The sequence below is a fragment of the Bacteroidia bacterium genome (assembly GCA_016218155.1).
In the GTDB taxonomy this organism is placed as follows: Bacteria; Bacteroidota; Bacteroidia; order Bacteroidales; family GWA2-32-17; genus GWA2-32-17.
This window is the reverse complement of sequence record JACREQ010000069.1, coordinates 1-22,115: the sequence shown is the minus strand read 5'-3', so window position 1 is coordinate 22,115 and position 22,115 is coordinate 1. Positions and strand designations below refer to the sequence as shown.

The following is a 22,115-nucleotide window of genomic DNA, read 5'->3' as shown; positions in this document are numbered from 1 at the left end:
GTTTTTTTTTATATTTGGCGCAAGCATTTGCTTGTGCCTTTCCTAAAAAACAATTAATCTAATCGATAATTATAATATCCAATAATCCCTTCATTCCAGCATAATCTCTTGCACTGCTATATAAATAATCTTCAGGCTTATCTACGAACCCAGCTTTAACAGGATTATTATGAATATAACCAAGTTTTTGATCAATTAAAAAATTACTATCTAAAATTATTGGATGATTATGTTGTTGCCAGAATTGAAAACCCTTATTGTTATTATTATAACTACCTGCTTTTTTCATCATATCTAAAATCCATTTTTTTCGGCTTTCGTTCTGATTTTCCTCGATTGACTTCTTTAACATACTTGATGTATGTCTTTTCATATCCCGCATTATATTTTGTACTTCGTCTTGCTTACTTGAAATAATCATGTGAACATGATTAGTCATTATACACCATGAATAAATTTCAAGCCCTTTATTTTTCTTACAATATTCCCAACTATTTAACAATATATCTTTATATGAGTTTCTAGTAAAAACATCTATCCATTCAATAACTGTAAAAGTCACAAAATACAATTCGTTTTTATCACCAAACTTATACTTTCTGCTCATATAATTTTAAAAATTCTACAATACAAATTTAAAACAAAATACAATGTAGGCACAAGCAGATGCTTGCGCCAGAAAACGTATTTTGCTTTTCACAACTCCTCCAGCATCTTCATCACCTCAGGTCGTTTTCTTGTAGAAACTGGCACATTGCTGCCATCAGTCATTAACAAATAACCACCATCAGTTTTGATAAATTCTTTTATAAATTTTGTATTTATCAAATGTGATTGATGTACGCGATAAAATCCCTGATCGTTTAACAAATCTTCAAAATCTTTTAAAGTCTTTGTAACAAGAAGCTTTTTTCCATTATTAAAATAAAACTCAGTGTAATTAACATTACTCTCGCAACGAATTATATCATTAATATTAACAATATGTATCTTATCCTGAGTATGCAAAGCCAGGCGTTCATGAGGCTTATAATTATTCTTTAAAGATTCATTTAGTAATTTATATTTTTCATTTTCATTTAACTTCTGATTTCTGAATTTATCCAATGCTGCAATCAATTCATCAGGATCAACAGGTTTTAACAAATAATCTATTGCCGCATATCTGAAAGCTTTTATTGCATGAGCATCAGAAGCAGTAATAAAAATGATTTTAAATGGAATATCTTTTAAAATATCCAACAAATCAAAACCACTGCCATCCTGCATTTGAATATCCAGAAACAAAACATCAGGACAAGTTGTTTTTAACAATTTTGCTCCCTCTACTACTCCATTTGCTTCACCAATAACAATTACATCTGAAGCATAAACCTGTAAATCTTTTTTTAAAGTAATTCGGGCTTGCTCTATATCATCGATTATTATTGCTTTTATCATATCTTCAAATTTAATTAAACTACCGGTAATCTTAAAATTACTTTTGTACCACTCGCATTGCCTTGCTCATCATACAAATCTAATATCTCAAGTGATAAAATATTTTCATCAAGTTTTAATAAATCCAATCTTTCCTGTGTAACAATTAGTGCAGTTGATTTATGGTAAGTTTCTTTACTGAATTTATTCAACTCCTCAGACTTCATTCTACCAATACCATTATCAATAACAGAGCACTCTAAAACATTATTTATTTCTTTAAATTCAACTTCAATTATACCCCTTTTAACCTCTCCTGTTTGAGGATCAATTGTATTATCCATATGTTTCAGACCATGCTTAATTGCATTCTCTATAAAAGGTTGTAATAACATTGGAGGTATCTTAACAAAATCAATTTCAATTTTTGTGTCAACAATAATTTTATAATCAAACCTATCGCCATTACAGAATTTCTCAATAAGCAAATAATTTTCCAAAGTACTTACTTCATCTTCAAGGCTTATAGTTGCATTACGTGAATTATCCAATATCTGACGCATCAATCTAGAAAACTTAGCTAAATAATAACGTGCAACTTGCTCGTTATCGTTTCCAATTTGCGATTGAATAGAATTTAACGCGTTAAAAATAAAATGAGGATTCATTTGCAACCGCAAGGCTTTTTGCTCAAGTTCCACTACTTCTTTCTCTAGTTGAAGTTTCTTCTGTTCTTCGTTGGCTTTTGCAGTAATTCGTTGTTCTCTCCATTTAAAAACATAAAATACAATTCCAAAAACAATAATCACAATAAATGCTATAAACCACCAACGCAACCATATTGGTGCTGAGATTTTAAAATGCAATTTAACCGGTTCTTTATTCCAAACACCATCCTCGTTACAAGCCTTCACTAAAAATGTGTAATCGCCTGCACCAAGGTTTGAATATAAAATACTATGATTTTTAGAAACAGGTGACCATTCCTCATCAAATCCCTCTAGCTTCCATTGGTATTTTACTGCATCAGGATTACTAAAATTTATTGCCGAAAAATCAAATGTTAAATGGTTTTGATCATAAGGCAAATCAATAGAAGAGATTGTATTCCAGTCACCAACAAATTCTTTATATGCGGTTTTGGAAATTGGAATATAAAACAATTTAACATCATTAATATTTGTTATAGGTTCATTATTATTTCTTACCAGATTTGCTGGATTATATTTTGACAAACCATTGATAGTACCAAACCATATTGTTCCATCTTTATCTTTAAAAACAGAATTCAAACAAGTTTCAACACCAGTAAAACCTTCTCCTTTACTATAATGTTTTATGTCTGTAGGATTTCTTCCTTTGTCTAATGTTATATAATCCAATCCTGTTTCTGTTCCAACAAACAAATTATTCTGATTATCGGAAGTCAGTAAATAAATATTTGAAGATGTTAATCCTTTATTATAATCATAACAATTTATTTTAAAATCTCCCTGATATAAAGGAAAACTTGCAATTCCGTATCCTGCAGTTCCTATCCACAAATAACCACTTTCATCTTCGGTTAAGCAACGAATTGTATTTGAAATAAGCCCGTCTTTTTTACTGAAAAATCTCTTCTGAACTTTATTATTTACAATAATACCAATTCCGTTATTTTCGGTCCCATACCATAACCTTCCCTGTTTATCATAATGCAGGCAGGTAATACGGTTATGAAGCAAGCCATCTGAAGTAGTAAAATTCTGCAATTTGTTTTTTCCTGCATTTATATTTAGCTTAAATAAGCCTGTTCCGGCAGTGGCAATCCACAAATTACCATTTCTATCTTTAACTATTGCACGAATATATTTAGATGTTAATCCGGCTACAGGCTTAAAATCAATCCCATTATATTCAAATACTCCTTGTCCGTCTGTTCCAAAATATAATATTCCATTATTATCCTCATTTATAGCTTTTACTTTAACTTCAGAAAATCCATTTACTGTATTATAGCTATAAAAACCAGAGCTGTCTGAAACACTTAATCCCTTGTCTGACGTTCCTATCCATAAACGATTTTCACTATCACGAAAAATGCTGTAAATAAAATTTCCAGCTAATCCTGACGATTTATCGTAATTTGTAAATTGTTTTCCAAAATAATTACAAACACCTCCACCTGATGAGCCAAACCAGTAATTCTCGCTCCTGTCCTGAATAATACACTGAATATGATTATTGCTTAACCCCTCATTTTCGGTTAACCAGCTAAAAGATTTTGAGCTTGTATTATATTCCGCAACACCGTGCGATAAAGTTGCAAACCACACATTGTTATGAGTATCAAAATAAATATCCAAAACAGTCTTACGATATAATTCAAGATTGTAATCTATTCTGAAAAACTTTTTACCATCGTAAACATAAGCTCCATCACCATAGGTTCCAATCCAGATATTTCCACTTTTATCCTGCTTAATGCTTGTAATAGAATTTTTAATTAAACCCTGAGACTTATCAAAACTTACAAGACTATATTTTGAATCTTTTTCTATTATTTTAAATAAGCCTTCTCCATTCCCATACCATATTGCTCCACTTTTATCAACAAGAATAGAGTTTATTACTGTTCTTTTTACATTTATCAAATCGGTTATATTAATAAATTTGTCGTTATCGAGTAACAATACCCCCGTATTTGTTGCAAGCCATTTTCTGCCTTTAATATCAATATCTAAATCCTGTATCCAAACCTGTGCAGAATCATTAAAAGGCTGATAATTCTTAAATGATATTCCATTATATTTTGAAAGTCCGTTATTTGTTCCAATCCATAAATTATGCTCTTTATCTTCTTTAATGCAGAAAATATAATTATTTATTAATCCATCATTTACAGAATACGTTTTAAAATTAACACCATCATATTTTGATAAACCGCCACCACGTGTTCCCATCCACAAATAGCCTCTGCTATCCTGTAATAAGCTATACACCTGCGACTGAGCAACACCATCTTTTACAGAGTAATTATGAAAATTATACTGCTGTGAAAACCCAGTAAAGGATATCAGCAATATCAGGAATAATATAAAAGTCGTTTTCTTCAAAGTAGAATAAAAAAATAGGTTTTCACGCATAATCAAAATTAAAAAACTTTTCCCATTAAAATAGCAGCGAATAATAAAATACCCAAAATAAGCTAAGATTAGCTTATAATTTTGATGAGATTTTACCCCCAATGCCATGAAAAAATTAAAAATTCAATGGAGATTAATAAAAAAATGGAGCATCAGATTATTAATCTTATTTTTATTGATATTCCTTATTTGGTATGCTCAATGCCTACCTGAAAAACTTTTTAACGATAGCACATCAACTGTGCTTTTAGATAGAAACGGAGTTTTATTGGGTGCTAAAATAGCCTCTGACGGGCAGTGGCGATTTAGTCCTGCCGATAGCGTACCTAATAAATTTAAAATATGTTTAATTGAATTTGAGGACAGAACATTTTATAGTCATTATGGAATAAGCATAAATGGAATTGGAAGAGCTTTTATTCAAAATTTTAAACATAAAAAAGTTGTAAGCGGCGGAAGTACCTTAACAATGCAGTTAGCCAGAATAATGAGAAAAAATCCACCCCGTACTTACTATGAAAAAATTCTGGAAATGATTCTAGCAACCAGAATGGAAATAAGATACAGTAAAAAAGAAATTTTAATATATTATGCTTCCCACGCACCATTTGGGAATAATGTTGTGGGACTAGAGGCAGCTTCGTGGAGATATTATGGAAAAAGTTCAAATTCATTAAGCTGGGCAGAGAGTGCAACTTTAGCTGTTTTACCAAACGCGCCAGGATTAATTTATCCGGGAAAAAATCATGACAGGCTTTTAAATAAACGAAACAGATTATTAAAAAGATTATACAATAGAAAAAAAATAGATTTAACAACTTACCAATTAGCCTTAACAGAGCCATTACCAGATAAACCATTAAAGCTGCCACAGTCAGCTCCACACTTATTGGAAAAATTAATAAAAAACGGATATGCAGGAAAAACTATAAAAAGCACAATTGATAACAACATTCAAATAAAGGCAATTCAGCAATTACAAGCTCATAACGACTTATTAAAAGAAAATAAAATTTACAATGGTGCTGTAATAATCAGTTCTGTTAGAACAGGAGAAATTCTGGCTTATGTTGGTAATACTAAAAATTCAGATATTGAAAACAGCAGTGATGTGGATTGTATAGTTGCACCAAGAAGTACAGGAAGCATATTAAAACCCTTACTTTATGAAAAATGCCTTGAGGATGGTATTATTACACCAACAATGCTGTTACCAGATATTCCGTCACATTATGGAAGTTTTTCGCCAAAAAATTTTTCACAACAATATGATGGTGCAGTACCAGCAAACTCTGCATTGTCAAGAAGCTTAAATATACCAATGGTAAATTTATTAAATCAGTATGGACTTGAAAAATTCTATCTCGATTTAAAAAACTTTGGTTTAACAACGCTCAATAAACCAGCCAGACATTATGGCTTATCTTTGATTCTCGGAGGCGCAGAAGCAAAGCTTTACGATTTAAATAAAATATATACACAAATGGCTCAGGAGTTAAAATATAACAAAATAAAACCATTAAAATATATTTTAGAATCGTCAAAAACAGAAAAGCAAGAATGTAATTATTCTTATAAAAAAAATAATGCAGCATCCATTTACAGTACATTTGAAGCAATGGTAGAAGTTAACAGACCCGATGATGATGGAAACTGGAGAGCATTTACATCTGCACAAAAAATTGCATGGAAAACAGGAACCAGCTTTGGTTTTCGCGATGCATGGGCTACAGGTATTACACCTGACTACGTAGTTTCTGTCTGGATTGGCAATGCTGATGGCGAAGGAAGACCTGGTTTAACAGGAATAAAAGCCGCTGCTCCATTGTTATTTGATTTGTTTTCACAATTACCAAAATCAGAAAGCTGGTTTATTGAACCTCGTTCGGAACAATGTGAAATAACTATTTGTAGTGAAAGTGGCTACCGTGCATCTGATTTATGCGAAAAAAAAGAAACTAAACAAATGCCAAAAACATGCTTAAATACAACAGCTTGCCCATATCATCAAATAGTGCATCTTACTAAAAACGGTAAATACAGAGTTGACAGCGATTGTGAATCCATTTATAACATGAAAAATATTGCATGGTTTATTCTACCTCCATTAATCGAGAAATACTACAAAACAAATCACCCTAATTATAAAGCATTACCTGAATTTAAACCAGAGTGCCTTGCAAAAATTTCTGACAAGGCAATTGCAATATTATATCCAAAACCAAATAGTAAAATATATGTCCCGGTTGAGATTGATGGCACAATGGGTCGTACAGTTTTTGAAGCAACTCACAGAAATAACAACACTAAAATATACTGGCATATGGATGAAGAGTATATTGGTGAAACAAAAGAAATTCATCAAATATCCTTAAATCCTTCAGCAGGTAAACATAGGCTTATGCTTATTGATGAAAATGGAATTTCTGTTAAAATTAAATTTGAGGTGTTAGGAAAAGTTAATTATTGATATTTAGTTTTTCATACTCACTCTATTTATTATACGTATTGTAAATATTTTTTTCTTTTCTATAATTGCAATTTTCATTTCATATTTTTTTACCAACCAGTTACTAATAAATTCCTAGCTGCTTTCTCACTGCATTTTTGATATTTAGAATAAGCTAAAGCAGCTTTAGTTCTAATGCTTTCTCTTGACTCATTATTAATGTAAGCAGTTAATGCATCATGCAATGTATATGCTTCAGGACACATTAAACCAGTAGTCCAAACTAATGGATTTGCCTTAGCTTCTTTTAAATGATTTGCAAAATAGCTTTTACTTATACATGCAAGTATTATACAATCACGTTGTTTACCATCACTATTTTCAAATGTTTTGTCAAGCTGAAAATCCATTAATCCATCATGTCCTATATATGAAACTAGTTTTGAATTACCATATATACCTATAATAATATTTTTTATAATTAATGTATCTTTTGTTTGGCCAGAACAACTATAAAAAAAGTCTTCAGTACAGGTTTTAATATATTGTCCATCATATGCATCGGCAACTAAATAAATATTCTTTGTGACATTTTTAAAAACCAATCTTTCCAGAATTAAAGTATCCACTTTATATTTTCTAATAAGTTTCCACTCTTTACTGTTTTTAAAAAAAGATCTGATTCCATACCCACAACCCCAATATAAATTATTATTAAGATCCTTGCCATTTCCTATTTTCTCGGGCACAGGTACTATACCCTGATATTTATTATCACATAATGCAACAAACACATGAATAGTTTTTGTTGTCGTATCAAATTGACTTACATTCTTATGTATAGGAACATTAATAATGTTTTCCTCCATTTGTTTATTTACAAAATTTGGAGTTTGCGAATTACAACCAACGCAATTAATAATAGTAAAGGCAAATAGAAATAGTTTTTTCATAACTATCTAGTATTATGGTAAAATAATTATTTTAGTTTTTAATTGAACTATATCGTAGAATTTTTCCAAATCAGAATTGTGCATACTAATACAACCCCATGTAAGGTTTTGATTACCATCTGCTATCCAGTCTCCAAACCAGCCATGTATAACAATTCCACCACCTAAAAATGTACTTTGTGGTGGTGCAATTTGTTTTTTATTTGCAGATGTTATTTTATCTCTTATTTCTTTTGTTATATTTCCATTGCTATAAGCTTTTTCAGCATCAAATGTATTTGGATAACTAATTCGTAACAACTCATTTCCAAGATACTCTGAAAAGTCACCATAAAACGGACCTTTCTGTTTTCCAAAAATAAAATACTCACCTTCGGGCATTTTTAAATCACCTTCTTTCTCCTTTGGTCCATTTGGATTTTGGCTTAGGGCAATTACATATTCATTTTTAAGTTCACCTTTTTCGTAATAAAATAGTTTGTATTTATTTTTTACTGCAACTATAATTCTATCTTCTTTATATGGACAAGTTAATACTCTGTGTGAATTGATAAATTCATCAGGAGCTTCGTAGTATTCTTTTACCCATTCTGTATTTTTTGAATTTGAACCAGGCCAGAAAGTAGTTTCATAATCTTTCATTTTATCTTTTCTGATTTCGAGATGAAGATGTGCCGGATAACTCCCCCCTCCAGTTCCTATGGTTCCTATTTTTGTCCGTTTTTTAACCACATCACCTTTAGAAACAAAAATTTCCTCCAGATGTGCATAAAGTGAAAAACAACTTATAATTTTTCCGTTTTCGAGATAATAATGCTTAATTAAAACAACATTACCCCATGGAGAACCAAAGTTCTCAGAATCTATAACAACACCTTTACCAATAGTATACACAGGTTGTCCCTGATCTGTGTTACCACCTCCGGTTCCATTTAAATCAATTCCGGGATGAACTCCTAAACTATAGTTTTCGGCAAATTTTGTAGCTATATACCATGAATCGTAAACTTTTCCATCAGCTATGGATGTATACTTTCCTTTACCATCAACATTTCCAACAGGAAAATCAAAACCATCCGCAATTAAAGTATCCAAGATATTATCAACAGTGGATAATTCTGGCACATTATCATTAATTAAATTCTTTATGGCATTTGACTTACCGGGTTCATTAAAACCACAAGATATAAATATAACAACAAGTACAATATCATACAGATATGACTTCATATTAATATTTAATTTCATTATTGTTTCTAAATTTATTAAAAAATGAATTAATATTTGATTCATAAACAAAGTACAAGAGTAATGCGAAAATCAAAAATGGAACTACAACACAAATAATTACAGATGCTACAATATAATTCCATCCAATTATTTCAAACCACTGTAAAAACCTTACAGATTTATCAAATAAATCATTTGAAAAAAGACTGAAATCTTTAACAAATATCAAAAATAAAATAACAGCAATACTAAACCCTATTTTTAAGAAATGATTTTTTAAAAGCTTATCAAATAAAGATAAATAAACAAAAGGTACAACAATATAATAAACAATAATATTTATTTCTTTATAACTTAATCCGGTAATTTTTGACATACCCTCAAGAATACTATAAACAAAGGCAAATATATCATTCATTACTTACATAATTAATACATTCAAAATACTTATTTTATATTTCTATCAAATAATACATCTGCTATCTTAATTACTTCTTTATTCTGAGTCAACCTAAGTGTTACAGTTTCTTTCTTCTGAGTTTTATTCATATAATGCGTGTACACCTCCAATTGAATTGTTGTAGGGCCTGTTATTGTCTGAGTTCTGGTGCCATAATAATTTGCCTGAACAAGATATTTTCCATTTAAAGCATTTTTAATCTGAAATTCCTCAGGTCCGTATCCACCTGTAAAATCTTTGGAAATAGTGCCACCTGTTCTGGTTAAGTTATAAGAATAATAACATTTCTCATTTCTTGGATCTGTAACCCATAAATCAATATCACAATTATCGGAATCCCAATTAAGAACAACTCTAATATCAACAGGCATTTCAGCTAATAGCCTTTTATCTATTTTATCAGTATTAAGTAAAATGTTTTTATTAGCTGCTTCATTAATAATTGCATTTATTTCATTTGCCACGATAACTCCTACTTCAGGGAAACGGGTATTCCATTCTGTTATTACAACATTATACAAAGTATCAATTGCACGTTGATATTGTCCATCTTGTGCATATACTAATCCCAAATCGCGAAATGATTGAGGCTCTTCTCTTCTTATCTTCAATATTTCTTCAAATACTGAGATTGCTAGATTGTACTTTTTTAATTGCTCTAAACGATGTGCCAAAACTCTTAAAGTCTGATGATTTTGCATTTCAAGTTCAGCCAGGTTTGACAATATTCTTAGTCCTTCTTTATTTCTTCCTTTCTCGAAAAAATAATCGGCTACATCAATATAAAATGATGGAGCATTACCATATTCATTTTTCAAAACAATATATACATTATACATATTATCAGGTAAAGCAGCTTTTATTTTAGTCAAATAAGGCGTTTGAGGATTCCATGCTGCCATTTTAATGCTACTTTTAACATCAGATTTATTTTTTCGCAAAATATTACTTGTATTCATATTTGCATTAGAATTTCCGTTTCCATTTCCACTAATTCCGTTAGTTTCTGTAATATTTTCCTGTACTGAAAAAAATTGAAGTCGTTCCTCATTTTGAACAATTTCTGATGACTCTGCATCTTCAATATACATCGTATCAGCGACAACAGGTGCAGTAAATCTTACATTTTTTTGTGTCTGTGCAATTGATTTCTCTTTAAGCCATATATACAGAATATTTGAATTTACTTTTACAATTTGTGATACATATTCATTTGCTTTACATGTTATAGTATTACTTCCTGCCGGCAATACGAGTGAAAATTTTCCCTCATTATCAGTTACTATTCCATTTCCGGTGTTACCAATTTCAATTGTAGCATTTGATATAGGATTATTATCCATTGCAGAATATAATGTGCCGGTTATAACTCCCCCTGTTACTCCAATATTATCGCCCTTTTGAGTTATCCATGCAGTATTTGCAATAGTTGCCGGATTATACTCTCTGTTCCACCATTCTTTCTTTTGATTAAAACCATTAACAACAATTTCAATTTGTTTTTTTTGCTTTTCAATTATTTCTTCCTTTGATCTATCAATGGTAGCAATGTAATCCTTCAGTAAATCTGTTGGTGGCTCAATTTTATATTTTATATAATCTTCAAGATTATCAAGAATAATAAGCGAGGTATTTCTTGTAACAATACTATACTTTTTTCCAACTTCTGAAATAGCAGCTTTATTTTTATCATAAAGAATATCAAGTTCGTTTATTTTTTTCACTGCCCACATTCTTTCTGCAATACCACTTGAAGGTTGAGTGTTATTTATATTTAAAGTAACAGGAACTGATTTTACAATTTCGTTTCCAAAACCAAAATTTAAAGTAACTGTTGCTGTTGTACTTTTTATTAGTCCCGAAATGGAAAAATCATCATTAACAGGTGTTAGTATTGAAGGATAAACTTCTTCAATTTCATTAGAATTAAATGTTGCAGAAATAAATTGAAAGGGTTGATTTAACATTGCACTCAATGCCTGTTCTGTATTATATTTAAGCAAATTAAGATATACTCCACCGGTTGAAGAAGCAATAAATTTTAAATATGAATGATCCGCCGACTGATTCTCATTTATAACAATTACAGGAACAGTTGAAGTTTTAATTTCTTTATCGCCAAAAGTTGAAATACCATCACTAATTAAAATAAATTCTTCACTATTATATTTTTTAAGATTTAAGCACCCTAATTGAGTCCCACCATCATAATTTAATTTAGTAATTACAGATTTTAGCTCATCCCAATTACCTGCAATAACCTGAAATTCCTTTTCAGATTGAATTTCGTTACTAAATGTTACAAACTTAATTTTAGTATTACCAATTTTCTTAAAATATCCATCCAAAACCTCAAATATTCTATCATATTTAATATATTTATTTGAAGAAGAAGCATCCCAAAAAAGGCAAATATCAATTGGTAATTTTTTGTCTCTTTTAATAATTTCAGGCTTAATACTAGCATAAAAATATTTCTGATTTATTGATTTCATTCCTGATTCAGCAAACGTTATTAATGAACCTGATTCACCGGGAACAGTAAATGCAATTGGACCTGATGCTATAAAATTTTCTTTTATAACACTTGCCTTATATGAATCGTTCCATTTCTGAAATGAAAAATTCTCTAATTCATTTTTCTCAATAACGGGTGCTATAGATTGTTTTAGTACCTCAATATTTACTAAAAACTTTCCTATTGGTTTATTAAACCCTAATGGAAGTAAATATAAATAGCCACCATTTACAGGTTTTAATTCCTGTTCGTAAGATATTAATATACGTTTTGTTCCATTTGCAGGTATCGGATATACACGTGCTTTATAATTATTACCCTTTGTTTTCTCAAGTAATCCTGGATCTACTTTTTGGCGAATAACATCTTCAAAAACATATTGCCCTTTTTCTTTTTCGACAGGAACAGCTTCACGCAAAACACCATTAATATCCATAGCAAACCTTGTTACAGTCTGACCTTCACCTAAAGGAAAATTAAGCTCACCTTCAAGTACTCTGTTGTTTGGATTTGCAAATGTAATTTCGAAAGTTGTTACTGCAATATTACCTATTACCTTAACATCTATTCCTAAATCCTGAATATTTACAGGTGAATTATCCTTAACAAATAATAATGTTTCAGAAAAACCACTTGCAGTCACATCATCTTTTGTTACCTGTGCGTTTATACACTGTGTTAAAAGCAGGACTGACAAAATAAGACAAAATGCTTTATTCATAAAATATTCTTTAATTAATAAATATATAACTAATTTATTCATATTAATTTTTATTAACGACTTTTTTAGAAATAAATTACTCTAAATTATTCAAAATATAAAGTTTTGAGTTTGATTGTTCCAAACTAATTAACTGTCACTTTTTAAATTTTATTTATGTCTTGCAACACCAAGTGTGATTTTTAATATCTCTTATATGACATAATATAGAATTATTTTTCATAAAAAACATTATATTTGGTAAAAAGAAAATATGAATTCTGCCAGACATATACTTATTTTAACGCTTATTATTTTAAGTGTTAATAATGTGTTTGGACAATCAAGTATTAAAACATCCCGACAAGACCACATACTTGATTCTTTAAATATTCTTTATAAAAATGCCAGCCAGGATTCAATAAGAATCTCTTTATTAAATGAAGAAATTGGATATTATTTTGAAAGAAAAAATCCTGATTCTGCGATTTTTTATTATCAAAAAGCCATTAAACTTGCAAATAAAAATATTTTAGAATTAAGTAAAAATAAAACTTCTCTTAAAATCAGGTACCTAAAACTAAAAGCAAATTCACTCAGATATATAGGTATAATTTATTATGAACAAGGAGCTTTTGATAAAGCAATACAATTTGTTTTAAAATCACTGAAAATTTATGATGAGCTTATTACTTTTAACGATAGTGAGCAGCATATTATTGATTGTAAGAACGGAATGACTCAATGTTACGTTCCTTTGGGAAATATTCAGTATGATCAGGGAAACTTCGGTAACGCATTAAATTATTTCTTAAAGGCTTTAAAAATTCATGAAGAACTCGATAATACACAACAAATTTCGGGATGCTATGTAAATATCGGGAATGTATATTTTGATCAAGGGCTAAACGATAAAGCAACAGATTGCTATTTTAAATCATTAAAAATTGCCGAAAAACTCGGAGATAAAAAAGCTATGTCAAAATGTTATAATAATATTGGAAATATTCTTTTACTTCAGGGTGAATACAATCTGGTTCTTAATTATTATATAAAATCATTAAAAATAAAAGAAGAATTTGAAGACAAATATGGAATTGCAATGGTAAATGCTAATATAGCCCAGCTACATGTATTCATAGCAGATTCAATTTATAACAATAAAGAAAACAAAAGAAATGAACATCTGGTTTCGGCTGTAAGATACGGTTTAAAAGCAATTGAAATAGCACATGAAATTAATGCCATACCTCTTGAAAACCCTACTGCTTTTACACTTATGTCGGCATATAAAAAGCTAAATAATTTTGAAAAAAGTCTTGAGTATGCAGAAATATATATTGCCACAAAAGACAGCATGTTTAAAGAGGAAAAAACAAAATCTGTAGCCGATGCAGAAAAAAGATTTGAGAGTGAGAAAAAGCAGTTAATAATTGATAAACTTAATAAGGAACAAGAATTAAATCTATCGGAGTTATTTATTCAAAAGGAACATGGCGAAAAACAAAGAATAACAATTTTATTTATAATCGGAGGATTATTGCTAGTTGTTATTTTTGCAATATTTATTGTTCATAGATTACGTATATCCCGCAAACAAAAATTAATTATTGAAAATCAGAAATTGGTTGTTGACGAAAAAAATGTAATTCTAAATCAACAAATTGAAGAAATTATTACCCAACGCGATGAAATTGAAGCACAGCGAGACTTAGTATCATTACAGAAAAAACAAATTGAAAATATTTACAGTGAATTAACTGATAGTATTCATTACGCTGAAAAGATTCAAAAAGCTGTATTGCCTTCACCTGATTTTATGGGTAATCTACTAAAGGATTATTTTATTCTTTTTAAGCCTAAGGACATAGTTAGCGGTGACTTTTATTATGTTGCAAAACGCAATAATATAATAATTGCAGCAGTAGCAGACTGCACAGGACATGGTGTACCCGGAGCATTTATGAGCATGCTTGGAGTTTCATTTTTAAATGAAATCATTGCAAAAGAAAATATGAAACAGGCTGACCATGTATTAAATGAGTTAAGAAATCACGTTGTAAATTCGCTCCAGCAAAAAGGTATAATTGGTGAACAAAAAGACGGAATGGACATCTCTATTATTGCTTATGATACAATTACACATACATTACAATATTCAGGTGCAAATAGTCCTTTATACATTATTTCCAGTAAAACAAATGAGCTTAAAGAAATAAAACCAGACAAAATGCCTGTTTCTATTTATATTAACATGAAATCTTTCACAAATCACATTATAAAACTTGAACAGGGTGATACAATATATCTAGCATCAGACGGATATAGTGATCAGTTTGGCGGAGAATCAGGAAAGAAATTTTACTCTAAACAACTTAAGCAATTATTACAAACTAACTGTAATAAACCCCTAAAAGAACAAGGAGAACTGCTGGATAAAGCTATTGAAAACTGGAGAAATGCTAAAAACACAACCTATCAACAAACAGATGATATTACTGTTATGGGAATAAAATTTTAAGTTTAATTAAATTACGTATTATTTACATTTATTAAGCATTTACCAAACCCTAAAATCCATACTTAAATTTTCTAGACGTGCATTTGGAACCTGCATACCATTTGATAATTCTGTAACTTTCATTCGAATGTAATCCTGTAACTCGGAAATTACTATTTTTTTATCGCGATTTAAATCAGCAGCATTATCTTTTATGCCTTTAATTAAACAATATGTAAATAATCCATTACTCCAGTCCTTTCCTTCAAATGCAAACTCTGCTGCACCTGCTGATGAAACAATGGTAGATCCAGTACCTTTACGAATATCAGCAAAAACATCCTTCATCATTTCACTGGTATTATACATACCAAATGCTTTTTTATTCCTAACTCCTGCCCCTGCGTTTCTGAACTTCACATTTCCTGTTTCAACAACAGTTTGAGAAGTTAATTCAAGATCTTCTTTATCTGCTTCACCGGAATGACAGGTATCCATAAAAAGTATTTTTTTCATTGCAGGTATACCATCTAGCAAATTCTCGATTTCAGCATATTCAATTCCTTTTAACGAAGGATTATTAAAATCAATATCACTTGTTCCAAAATAGTAATTAAACTGCTCGTCGAGCATACCATGACCTGCAATAAACACTATTACCACATCATTTGGCTTTGACTGTTTTAAAAAATCTTTCAACTTCTCTATATTATCTTTTGTTACCTCAGAATCTGTTAAAGTTTTACATATTACACTTCCATAATTCATTTTTGATTCTGAAAACAATTTAGCAACATCTTTTGCATCTTTTGCTGCATAATTTAAATCAAATCGTTTGTCTGTATACTTTGATACTCCAATAGAAACAATATACAAATTTGGTTTCTCGTTAGATTCGGCTCTTATTATTTCAATAGTTTTCTTTAGTGATTCAGCTCCTTTTTCGTTTAAACCTGAAACCTGAATTTTATTTTTACCAGGAATTAGAGGAATTTCAACAGTTGAATTAAACTGACCGGTATTTTTATCTTTTAATTCTATACCACTTGTACCAAATACCGGAATATCATTATTGAAAATATTTATTCTGTTAAGATTATACTTTGTATCATTAACTGAGAGATTAACTTTAATAATTGAAGAATTAGTTCCGTTCTCTTCGCTAACATTAGTAATTGTAACAGTTGGCACATGAAATTCATCACTCAGCATTTCATCATTAAAATTAAGCTTTTTAATTCTTTTATTGTATGCTATTTCATATGCCCGTAATAACTCAGGATCAGAGTTGCCAAGTACAGACAACACTTTGTCTGGTCGGTTAAATCTGACATCAAATTGCTCGGGAGGATAAAACTCTTTGCCATACTTGAAGCCAATAGCAGTAAGTGCTGACTTAGGAGCCATATAATAATTTTCGGCAGTTAATTTTATCAGTTTATTTTTATCAATTGGAATTAAGGTTAATAAAAGGGCATGAGATTTTAAATCCCATATTTTAATAGTAGCATCCAGACTGGATGTAACAACAAGGTTTTTATTTTTAATCGTCTTAAATCCTGTAATTTTATCTGCATGTCCGTTTAATTTGTTATAAAAATCAATTTTACTTTCTATTGAAGCAGCCGAATCATATAAACAAGTAGAATTTTCAGCATATTTAATTTTTCTTAGTTTTTCTATTTTTTCTTTTTTTAGGTTATTTCCATTAAAAGAAATATTAAATTCAATAGAATGATATTTTCTTGCATTTCCGAAAGCATATCTTCCTCCAACTATTTCAAAATGATTTTCAGTCTTTATATTAAATTTATTAAAATAAGTTCTTTCAGGAATATAAACACCAATGGCTTCAAGTATATTAAATGCAAACAGGTTCAATTTAAACAGTCTCTTAAAAGCAGTTTTCTGAATAACAGACATCTGATTAATGTTAGATTTTATTATTCTGTTATCCTTACCTGAGCTAAATACTAATGAATCATTATTTAGAAATGAAATTACATATACTTCCTGATTGTGAGGTTTCATAAATTTAATTCCTAAAAGTGCATCATTAAGATTAATACTTTTAATAAAACCAATCTCATCACCAATTACAAGCTTACTACCATCTTCCGAAACATCAAGGGAAGTAATTGGGAAAGCCCTTGAATAAAGTCTTTTTACAGGCTCTAATGTTAAACTATTCCAGATAATTATTGATCTGTCAGTGCTTGCCGAAGCAAAGAATTTACCATTTGGTGATATTGCTAAGCTATTTACTTCTGAATTATGTTCTTTTAATAACTTCTCGAGCTTTCCACTTTCCTTATTAATCACATAAATTTTACCATCAGTATTACCTGCCAATAAATAATTATTATCTGGGCATAATACCATTGAAGTAAAGTAATCATCAAAATACATCCCCGATCTGACAAATAATCGTTCTTTGCTTGTAATTGAGTATCCTGCTATTCGACTTCCCATCTGAATCAGGTACATTCTGTCACCGGCTTCAGATATTACTGCTCTGGATATAGTAGATCTGGTCATAAATGAGCCTGAATAATATTTTCTTGCCTGATAATTACTTATTTTTTTCTGTTTGGTAGTCTGACTAATTTTCTGATCCATTCTGGCCGAAATAATTTCATATCTTTTTTGCCTTTCTTCCAGAATTTCGGGTTTAACAATACAAAACGACTCTCTTTTCAGCACACTGTTATCTATACTATACAACTCGCCAAAATTACCTAAAGCAAAATATTGCTTGTTTTTAGAAAGAAAAAGATTTACTATATAATTTTCACTAAGTTTTGTTAATTTTTTACTTTTAAGATTATATGAATACAGTTGATTAGTAATAACAAAAATTGAATCAGGTGATTCAGAAGGACAAATAACACTAATAGGATTTATTATTTCAGTTTGCAAAACTATTTCAGATGTAATTAAATCAAATCCAAATATTTTTCCATCTGTTGTACCAACAATAAGTAAATTATCATCAGCATTAAAACACATATTTGAATAAGAATTATTTTTACCGGAAAAATAAAATTTTGCCATCTGGCAACCGGTTTCCATATCCCATAGAATAATATTATTCTGACCATCTGCACTGGCAAGTATTTTTCCATCATGTGAATAAGAAAGTCCTTTAATCATCGATGTATGACCTGTTTGAACGGACAATTCAGATTTCTGGCACCAACTGCTATTAAATAACAACAGCAATAAAAACAATAATATCCATTTACTATTTTCCATATTTCGAAACCATAAATGGCACATGACTCCAACCGTAATATTTACTGTTAGGATAATAAATTTTAACACCGCTACGATACTTGTCTAAGAAATAATTTGGTGAATCTATTACAAGTTTAACATCTAAATTATAATAATTTACTTTTCTGGAGAGCAGTTTGTCCAGTCCGTAAAAAATTGTTGATACTTGATAAATATCTCCCATATAAATAAGAAAACCACCGGTACGACAAGGCAACTGTGTTAGTGTAACAAAATCAACATTCTCATAATTATCAATAAGCCATATAAGGTTTATTTTTATGTTATTTGTTTTTGCTTTCTGAATAACGCTTTCCAAATCTGAAGAACTTGATCCGTCATCCTTATTCATAATTAGAATAACAATAGATTTATTTGCAGCATTTACTGTTATCAACCTATCCAACATTGAATTTAAAGCATCAAACAAACATGAGGTACCACCAATCTTATGAGTAAAATCGAGTAAATTTTTTGCTGTTGTTTTATCCCATGTAGTAATTGGCTCGTTGTTACAATATTCTATATTTCCTGAAAGACTTCCATTTCTTGCAAAACCAGACACCAATACTTGATTATCTCCATTAAGTTTTCTAAGATATCCGTTAATTGCTTCAAAACGTTCATTATATTTATCGTTTATATCAAATGATTCAGGAGAAGAACTCTGATCTAACATTACTGAAGTATAATAAGGTGTTGTAGGTACATCATTAGAATAGCTAACACTGTTCAGATAAAATCTTACCCAACCATTATTAAACTCATAATCTGTAAATTTAAATGAAGTATCAGGTATGCCGGTATATTCCTCAATATCTGCTTCGGTTTTATTATTACCTCTAAGAACAGCAATTTTAAGTTTAAAATCTATTTCCCTTAATTGATAATTAGTATTCTCTGCAGAATATAAAACCGGAACATCATACCTGTATGGTAAAATATCAGTTGGCTCTGTTTTATTACATGAAGAAACTGATATAATCAGAAAAACCATAACAATATTTACAATTTTCCTAGCCATACTATTCAATATATAAATAATGTTTTTTAATTTTAGAAAACTTAGTATATACTGACATATTTAAAGTAAAATAACCTAAATTATTTGCCGGATCATTAATTTTATTAATCTTATTAATATAACGTAAACTAATTGAAAACATTGATGATTTGAATCCTATTCCAACTAATATGTTAAAATAATCATGAGTCATCCCAAATTCATTAATCATTTCATTTTTATCTTTCAAATAAGTTAATGAACCTCCCTTTCTTGATTCATATGAAACAGTTTCAGACATAAGAGCTTTATTCAGAATCATAAATGGCAAACCGGCTTCTGCATATAATTTAAACATTCTGCGTGAGGAAAACACATTACTTACTATTGGTGTTATACAATAACCACCATATGAGATTTTTGAATAATAATTTTCAAAATTATTTCCTGCTACAGGATATGAAAGCTTAGTAACTAAACCATCATTCATTACAAAATACCCAAGCTCAAGTGTAAATGTAGATCTCCCGTAATCTAAATTTGTTAAAAAATTAAATTGGTAAGCTCCTGCTGTTGAAAACTGAGTTTTATTTACATAATATGCTTTATAAGAATGATCTGCAAAAACAATATTTTCTTTAAAATGTGTAGTATAAAAACCCAGAAAATTAAAGCCAAATCCAAAATTTAATCGCTGTGAGTTAGCAGATAATTGAAAAAGTATAACAAAAATCAATAATGAAAAAATAATTTTCTTAATCATTTCTGCTATTTTTTTGTATTAAAAAATTTATGACCAAATTTAAACTAAAATATACATATGTCAATAAAAATTTACAAACAATTAAATTTTATGTTTTTAAAGATATTAGATGTTATTACCCTGATTAAATTAATTTTCTATATTTGGAAAAATATAAACTATAACAATGAAAAATCTAATAATTGTATTATCAATGCTTGCAATGGCTTTATATGGTTGCAACAGCGAAGTTAAAACTGTTGAGATGATTGGTGGGATAAGAATAAATTTAGAAGTTGATAATATAGATTTATTAAAGAAAATGTGCGTTAATCCGGAAGATTCAATATTTAATCTTTGCCTACAAAAAACAAGTAGTGGTCAATATAATAGTTTAGATGAATTTCTTGATGTATTTAATAAAACAATTCAAGAAACTGACCCTACAATTCAGTTAGCATCATATTTTGCATCAATTGAGTTGAAAGATAAAATATCATTTACTACAACAAATGAACAGGTTATAGCTGTATTAAAATCAGAGCTACAAAAGAGAATAGAGCAAACAGTGACTAATGTTACTAAGAGATTGGAAAAATTTTCTGATCAGACTGCTAATGTTAAACAACTTGAATATAATCTTATACTTGTTGAAGTTCCAGGGTTATTTCAAAAAGAAAGAATTTCCAATTTACTTCAATCTACCGGAAGCCTTGGTTTTTGGGAAACCTATGATAATTCTGAAGTTTATCAATATATCGATGCTGCAAATAAAAAAATATTTGAATTAGGTTTAGGTATTGAAAAACCAATAATTGAAGAAGAAAAAAATGATAATTCACTTTTAGATGAAATCAAATCAAGCAGTGATTCAGTAAATAAAAAGTTCAGTGCAGAAAACCCATTATTGTCTATTTTATTTCTTAATATTGATAACCAGCAAAAGTTAATCCCCGGTGCAGTTGTTGGCCTTGCCGACGCAAAAGATACAGCACAGGTTAATAAATATCTTGAATTAAGACAGATTAAATTATTATTTCCATCAAATATTCGTTTTATGTGGTCATTAAAACCTTATAACAACTCAACAGTATATCAGTTAATAGGTATTCGCGTTTCAAATCGTGACGGGCGTGCTCCATTAGACGGAAGTGTAATTACTAGTGCTAAAACAGAAATGGGTTATAGTGGCAGTCCAGAAGTTACAATGAAAATGAATTCAGAGGGAGCTAAAATATGGTCTAGATTAACCCGTGACAATGTTGGAAAACAAATTGCAATTGTACTCGACAATTATGTTTATTCTTTTCCAATTGTTAATCAGGAAATAAAAGGTGGAAACTCATCAATCTCAGGAAATTTCACTAAAGAAGAAGCTGATGATTTAGTTAGCATTCTAAATGCCGGTAGTAGTCCAGTAAAACTTAAGGTGATTGCAGTTGACATAAAAGAAGCTGTTAAGAAATAATAGTGTTTGATGGCTAAACTTAAGCTTGATCTTCACGAAATATACAATAAGAGTAAAGATATTGATAAATTTTTGCACGATATTATTCAGGAAGCAATAGATTGCAAAATAGAAACTGTTGAAATTATTCCCGGTAAAGGAAGTGGTCAGTTAAAAAAGAAAGTTATTCGTTTCTTACAACAACCCGAAATAAAAAAACTTTATCACCGATTAGAAAAAGACAGTAAAAACTTCGGGAGAATATTTGTGTATTTCAGATTTTGATTTTGCTA

14 protein-coding genes are annotated in these 22,115 nt (G+C 29.7%); 4 read left to right on the top strand and 10 right to left on the bottom strand.

Features of this window, described 5'->3' with window-relative positions; all coding sequences use genetic code 11:
- Window positions 1–58: 58 nt before the first annotated feature.
- From HY951_12210 to HY951_12200, 3 genes are all read right to left on the bottom strand, one after another.
- Window positions 59–607 (bottom strand): transposase, encoded by a 549-nt coding sequence (locus HY951_12210; GenBank protein ID MBI5540818.1) that lies wholly within the window; start codon window positions 605–607, stop codon window positions 59–61.
- Between the two features lie 89 nt (window positions 608–696).
- A complete protein-coding gene (locus HY951_12205; GenBank protein MBI5540817.1) occupies window positions 697–1,440 on the bottom strand; it encodes a response regulator transcription factor in 744 nt (247 codons plus the stop codon).
- Between the two features lie 14 nt (window positions 1,441–1,454).
- Window positions 1,455–4,544, bottom strand: coding sequence for a histidine kinase (locus HY951_12200; GenBank protein ID MBI5540816.1), 3,090 nt, complete (start codon window positions 4,542–4,544; stop codon window positions 1,455–1,457).
- A 106-nt stretch (window positions 4,545–4,650) separates the two neighbouring features.
- Here HY951_12200 and pbpC point away from each other — a divergent pair, with 106 nt between their 5' ends.
- Entirely contained in the window at window positions 4,651–7,014 is a 2,364-nt protein-coding gene (gene pbpC / locus HY951_12195; GenBank protein MBI5540815.1) for a penicillin-binding protein 1C, read from the top strand.
- An 89-nt stretch (window positions 7,015–7,103) separates the two neighbouring features.
- On the opposite strand, the gene HY951_12190 is transcribed toward pbpC, so the two are convergent.
- The 4 genes from HY951_12190 to HY951_12175 form a co-directional block, all read right to left on the bottom strand.
- A complete protein-coding gene (locus HY951_12190) occupies window positions 7,104–7,862 on the bottom strand; it encodes a hypothetical protein (GenBank protein ID MBI5540814.1) in 759 nt (252 codons plus the stop codon).
- Between the two features lie 96 nt (window positions 7,863–7,958).
- Window positions 7,959–9,194, bottom strand: a complete 1,236-nt coding sequence (locus HY951_12185) for a peptidoglycan DD-metalloendopeptidase family protein (GenBank protein ID MBI5540813.1) — start codon at window positions 9,192–9,194, stop codon at window positions 7,959–7,961.
- The gene (locus tag HY951_12180; GenBank protein MBI5540812.1) at window positions 9,178–9,594 is read right to left on the bottom strand and encodes a hypothetical protein; all 417 of its coding nucleotides are present in this window, start codon (window positions 9,592–9,594) and stop codon (window positions 9,178–9,180) included. The genes HY951_12185 and HY951_12180 overlap by 17 nt, the downstream gene beginning before the upstream one ends.
- Before the next feature lie 29 nt (window positions 9,595–9,623).
- Complete coding sequence (locus tag HY951_12175; GenBank protein ID MBI5540811.1) at window positions 9,624–12,917, bottom strand: DUF2135 domain-containing protein; 3,294 nt, start codon at window positions 12,915–12,917, stop codon at window positions 9,624–9,626.
- A 211-nt stretch (window positions 12,918–13,128) separates the two neighbouring features.
- Between HY951_12175 and HY951_12170 the strand changes: the two genes are divergently transcribed.
- On the top strand, window positions 13,129–15,375 hold the full coding sequence (locus HY951_12170) for a tetratricopeptide repeat protein (GenBank protein ID MBI5540810.1): 2,247 nt from the start codon (window positions 13,129–13,131) through the stop codon (window positions 15,373–15,375).
- A gap of 39 nt (window positions 15,376–15,414) precedes the next feature.
- Here HY951_12170 and HY951_12165 read toward each other — a convergent pair whose 3' ends face one another.
- The 3 genes from HY951_12165 to HY951_12155 are packed head-to-tail and all read right to left on the bottom strand — an operon-like array spanning window position 15,415 to window position 20,396.
- Complete coding sequence (locus HY951_12165) at window positions 15,415–18,609, bottom strand: caspase family protein (protein ID MBI5540809.1); 3,195 nt, start codon at window positions 18,607–18,609, stop codon at window positions 15,415–15,417.
- Window positions 18,599–19,654, bottom strand: coding sequence for a VWA domain-containing protein (locus tag HY951_12160; GenBank protein ID MBI5540808.1), 1,056 nt, complete (start codon window positions 19,652–19,654; stop codon window positions 18,599–18,601). Before HY951_12160 ends, HY951_12165 begins: the two co-directional genes overlap by 11 nt.
- 1 nt (window position 19,655) lies before the next feature.
- Window positions 19,656–20,396 carry a hypothetical protein gene (locus tag HY951_12155; protein MBI5540807.1) on the bottom strand — a complete coding sequence of 247 codons (741 nt, stop codon included), beginning with the start codon at window positions 20,394–20,396 and terminating at the stop codon, window positions 19,656–19,658.
- A 166-nt stretch (window positions 20,397–20,562) separates the two neighbouring features.
- Here HY951_12155 and HY951_12150 point away from each other — a divergent pair, with 166 nt between their 5' ends.
- The gene (locus HY951_12150) at window positions 20,563–21,843 is read left to right on the top strand and encodes a hypothetical protein (GenBank protein MBI5540806.1); all 1,281 of its coding nucleotides are present in this window, start codon (window positions 20,563–20,565) and stop codon (window positions 21,841–21,843) included.
- A 9-nt stretch (window positions 21,844–21,852) separates the two neighbouring features.
- Window positions 21,853–22,107: a Smr/MutS family protein gene (locus HY951_12145; protein MBI5540805.1), complete on the top strand. Its 255-nt coding sequence runs from the start codon at window positions 21,853–21,855 to the stop codon at window positions 22,105–22,107.
- Window positions 22,108–22,115: the final 8 nt, after the last annotated feature.

Excerpts from the sequence above, each read along its gene's own strand:
- HY951_12210 (MBI5540818.1), bottom strand. The coding sequence starts at position 607 with ATGAGCAGAAAGTATAAGTTTGGTGATAAAAACGAATTGTATTTTGTG.
- HY951_12205 (MBI5540817.1), bottom strand. The coding sequence starts at position 1,440 with ATGATAAAAGCAATAATAATCGATGATATAGAGCAAGCCCGAATTACT.
- HY951_12200 (MBI5540816.1), bottom strand. The coding sequence starts at position 4,544 with ATGCGTGAAAACCTATTTTTTTATTCTACTTTGAAGAAAACGACTTTT.
- pbpC (MBI5540815.1), top strand. The coding sequence starts at position 4,651 with ATGAAAAAATTAAAAATTCAATGGAGATTAATAAAAAAATGGAGCATC.
- HY951_12190 (MBI5540814.1), bottom strand. The coding sequence starts at position 7,862 with ATGGAGGAAAACATTATTAATGTTCCTATACATAAGAATGTAAGTCAA.
- HY951_12185 (MBI5540813.1), bottom strand. The coding sequence starts at position 9,194 with ATGAAATTAAATATTAATATGAAGTCATATCTGTATGATATTGTACTT.
- HY951_12180 (MBI5540812.1), bottom strand. The coding sequence starts at position 9,594 with ATGAATGATATATTTGCCTTTGTTTATAGTATTCTTGAGGGTATGTCA.
- HY951_12175 (MBI5540811.1), bottom strand. The coding sequence starts at position 12,917 with ATGAATAAATTAGTTATATATTTATTAATTAAAGAATATTTTATGAAT.
- HY951_12170 (MBI5540810.1), top strand. The coding sequence starts at position 13,129 with ATGAATTCTGCCAGACATATACTTATTTTAACGCTTATTATTTTAAGT.
- HY951_12165 (MBI5540809.1), bottom strand. The coding sequence starts at position 18,609 with ATGGAAAATAGTAAATGGATATTATTGTTTTTATTGCTGTTGTTATTT.
- HY951_12160 (MBI5540808.1), bottom strand. The coding sequence starts at position 19,654 with ATGGCTAGGAAAATTGTAAATATTGTTATGGTTTTTCTGATTATATCA.
- HY951_12155 (MBI5540807.1), bottom strand. The coding sequence starts at position 20,396 with ATGATTAAGAAAATTATTTTTTCATTATTGATTTTTGTTATACTTTTT.
- HY951_12150 (MBI5540806.1), top strand. The coding sequence starts at position 20,563 with ATGAAAAATCTAATAATTGTATTATCAATGCTTGCAATGGCTTTATAT.
- HY951_12145 (MBI5540805.1), top strand. The coding sequence starts at position 21,853 with ATGGCTAAACTTAAGCTTGATCTTCACGAAATATACAATAAGAGTAAA.